At 51.8% G+C, this 3,065-nt stretch carries 4 protein-coding genes; 3 read left to right on the forward strand and 1 reads right to left on the reverse strand.

Annotated features, from left to right (window positions below):
- The 3 genes from BM062_RS25765 to BM062_RS25465 form a co-directional block, all read left to right on the forward strand.
- A partial coding sequence (locus tag BM062_RS25765; RefSeq protein ID WP_175501158.1) for a hypothetical protein occupies window positions 1–1,956 on the forward strand: 1,956 nt, incomplete at its 5' end.
- Window positions 1,956–2,243 (forward strand): hypothetical protein, encoded by a 288-nt coding sequence (locus tag BM062_RS24795; protein WP_092402387.1) that lies wholly within the window; start codon window positions 1,956–1,958, stop codon window positions 2,241–2,243. The genes BM062_RS25765 and BM062_RS24795, both read left to right, overlap by 1 nt.
- Window positions 2,244–2,384: 141 nt before the next feature.
- A complete protein-coding gene (locus BM062_RS25465) occupies window positions 2,385–2,618 on the forward strand; it encodes a hypothetical protein (protein ID WP_139220206.1) in 234 nt (77 codons plus the stop codon).
- Between the two features lie 151 nt (window positions 2,619–2,769).
- On the opposite strand, the gene BM062_RS25470 is transcribed toward BM062_RS25465, so the two are convergent.
- Window positions 2,770–2,982, reverse strand: coding sequence for a hypothetical protein (locus BM062_RS25470; protein ID WP_139220207.1), 213 nt, complete (start codon window positions 2,980–2,982; stop codon window positions 2,770–2,772).
- Window positions 2,983–3,065 lie beyond the last annotated feature (83 nt).

Raw genomic sequence — 3,065 nt, forward strand, 5'->3', positions numbered from 1 at the left:
TGGTATTTGATTGCGGATGCCAACGGGCTGACCAATGGCGACCACATTGCGGCCGGACAGGTGATCTCGATTCCTAACAAGGTCAGCAACTTCCACAATACGGCGTCGACTTTCAGGGTCTATAACCCGGGACAGGCGATTGGCGATACGTTGCCGTACTTGCCGACGGAGCCGTTGCCGCCGCCACCGCCGTCTTCGGACGGCGGGTGTGGCAGTTTTGTACAATTCCTCGCAATGGTTGTCGCGATTGTTGTGACGATTTATACGGCTGGCGCTGTTCCCCCAGCTTGGGGCCCTGTCGCGGCCGGTGCCATCGGGGGGGCTGCAGGCGCAACCGCTTCGCAAGCTGTATTGATTGCAGGAGGGCAGCAAAATGGATTCGACTGGACCGGCGTAGCCATGGGAGCCATTGGCGGTGCAGTCGCCGGCGGCGTCGTGCAGTACGGTCCGGCGCTGCAAGGAAGCAGCGCTTTTACGCAAGGAGTTGTCAGAGGAGCGATTACCAGCGTTGTCAGCCAAGGGGTTGAAGTGGCTACCGGATTGCAGAGCCATTTTGATTGGCGCAGCGTGGCAGCTTCTGCGATTGCTACTGGGGTGAGTGCAGGGGTTGCAGACAGTATTGGTCGATCGCAATTTGGAGACAAAGGCTGGGAAGCGGTGCGCAGCGGAGCGTCGATGAGCGATGCGGGGCAAACCATGACACGCGGCATTGCGGCGGGGTTGGCTGCTGGTGCGGCCAGCAGTTTGGTGCGAGGTGGTAGTTTTCAGAATAACTTGCCGGGAATTTTACGAGACGTGGTGGCCAGTACGATCGGTAACGCTGTGGTCGATCAGATGGCGGCGACGCCTACCAAAATCTATGGCTATGACGATGGCAATACGCCTGTTGGTGAAAAATTCCAACTCGCTGACAGGTCTGGCAGCGCAAATGGGATGACAGAGGGGCAGTATTGGAATGGTCCTGCAAGAACTGTCGCCGATCAGTATGCCGACGTGTACGGCGGTAGTGTCGTCAATGCAACTGGCCGGCCGGTCCGCACATCGGATGGCCTGACAGTAAGCGATGGTGGCGAGCGAGGCAATACGAAATTCACGCGGCTCAATGGCATCGATAAAGGCGCAGATAGTCTTACACCAAAGCGGACTCATGATGTCTCTTATATGATTACTGACCCAGCAGAGTTTCTAGATGCGAGAAATACACAGACCTCCACCTGGAATGATTATGTTGATAGCACGGCAGCTAATCCTTACGGTGATAAGGCAAATGACCAAGCATTGAGAATAGCCTATAACAGGCAATGGACTGACGGGGTGATGGTAGGCTCTGCACAAGGCAGTGGTTTGTTACCAGCACAGGAGTTTGTTAATCGTAATGGCATGCTTTATGATTCGCCGCTTGGTGGTGCTGTGTATGGTGGTTTGAGAACCGTTGGCGTTAATGATAATACCGCGCGGGCATTTGGGGCTTTAGGTAACTCGGTAGAAATGGCTGGGGCGGTGGCTACGGGTGCACCGTTTGCCAAGCCCCGAACGGTGAATGTCGTCGGGGTAAATAACGCAGCGGTAGTGGGCGATGCGGTCCCAACACTTGGCCCAGGTTGGAGCGTCACTGCGCCTAGGGGACTTGGCTCTGCGACAGGCCCGCTTCCACCGGGCTATACAACAGTTTCCCGGTGGGTTAGTCCAGATGAGGCGGCTACTTGGATGCAAAATGGTGGAACTGCGATTCCTACTGGCATTGGAGCCGGAAATCGTGTTTATGTCACTGCGCTTGATGCTGCCAAACCTGGGGGAACCGGCCCTATAAGAATCGATTTTGCAGTTCCAGAAAAAGCGCTAAGCACAGCTGGAAAACCTGAGTGGTTCCAGATGTTCCAGCCGATGCCGAGCACCCCAGTCTATAACGTTCAAATACATGTGCCGCCTGGCACCGTAATTCCAAAGGTAAAATAATGAATACAGTTAAAGCTACAAACGAATATGGCATCGTTATTCGACAAGCGGCGCTTATTGCCAAAAGCATTGATTACACGCAACTCCTTCAGGTGATGGAAGTCGAACATCCCCTCGATAGCAATGATGATTTAGTGTCGTTTGGCCCGTCGTTTGGCGAAGAAGCAATGAATGAATTTATATCAAGACTTCAGACGCTAGGGCTTGAGTATGTTGAAGATTTCTTTGCTATTTCTTGTGATATGCCGGCGTGGTGCAGCGTGAGAGTTGGAATTAATCCGGCGTGAGGGTGTTATCCGCTGCTGGTTCGCTCAATTCCAGAAAATTGCAGAATTCTCCGCTACCTGGAAAAGCCAACAACTCACCAACCCTTTAGTTGCGTGGGAAATCCCCACTTCCCCTGAAGGACTGGTCACACACCACGCAACATGGTTGAAATCGGTAAAATCCCTGTGGTGGCAGGGATTTTACGTGTCATACAGGTACGCGTAGTTTGTAATACAGCTAAGTTGTTTATGAGAGCTAATTGCTTGATAGTAAAAGAAAATGTGGCTGTTTTTTTTAGCAAAAACTGCGATAAAAAGATGCTGAGAAAAATAACTAAAATCGCCAAAGTGCCTGTCGCAGCTGGCTTCTCAGCTGTAATACACCTACGCTTTTAGCGTATTACAGCTAACTCATGGTACGTATTGCATTTGTCATGCATGGAATTGTTTGCTGATGTCTTGTTTTAAAAAAGAAAAGCCGCTCTCAGCCCTGGCAGTTACCCAAGGTTCTGAAAGCGGCTTTTTTATTAGCGGCTAATTAAAGCGACTATTGCCCTGATTGCGCCAGCACGGTATCAAGCATCTGTAAAACAAAGCGTTGTTTCGTCTTGGGCAATTGGTTAATACGTTCGATGCTGCGCTCCAATTGCGAAGCCGGACCACGCTTGGCGTGGCTCTTCGTTGTATCGCCCAAAAATTCATCTACTTGCACCTTTAGCGTTCGCGCTAGAGCGGGCAGAGAAGGATCGGGGTCACCCATTAGCCGCCCCTTGTAAAGGGTACGAATTTAATACTCGCGATGTTCTGCGATAGGTCGATTCAATCGTGCCATCGCTGTGACGT

The organism is Collimonas sp. OK412, assembly GCF_900112135.1.
Taxonomy (GTDB): domain Bacteria; phylum Pseudomonadota; class Gammaproteobacteria; order Burkholderiales; family Burkholderiaceae_D; genus Collimonas; species Collimonas rhizosphaerae.

What these genes read in the sequence shown, in the direction of transcription:
- BM062_RS25465 (WP_139220206.1), top strand. Translation starts at nt 2,385, where the DNA reads ATGGTTGAAATCGGTAAAATCCCTGTGGTGGCAGGGATTTTACGTGTC.
- BM062_RS25470 (WP_139220207.1), bottom strand. Translation starts at nt 2,982, where the DNA reads ATGGGTGACCCCGATCCTTCTCTGCCCGCTCTAGCGCGAACGCTAAAG.
- BM062_RS24795 (WP_092402387.1), top strand. Translation starts at nt 1,956, where the DNA reads ATGAATACAGTTAAAGCTACAAACGAATATGGCATCGTTATTCGACAA.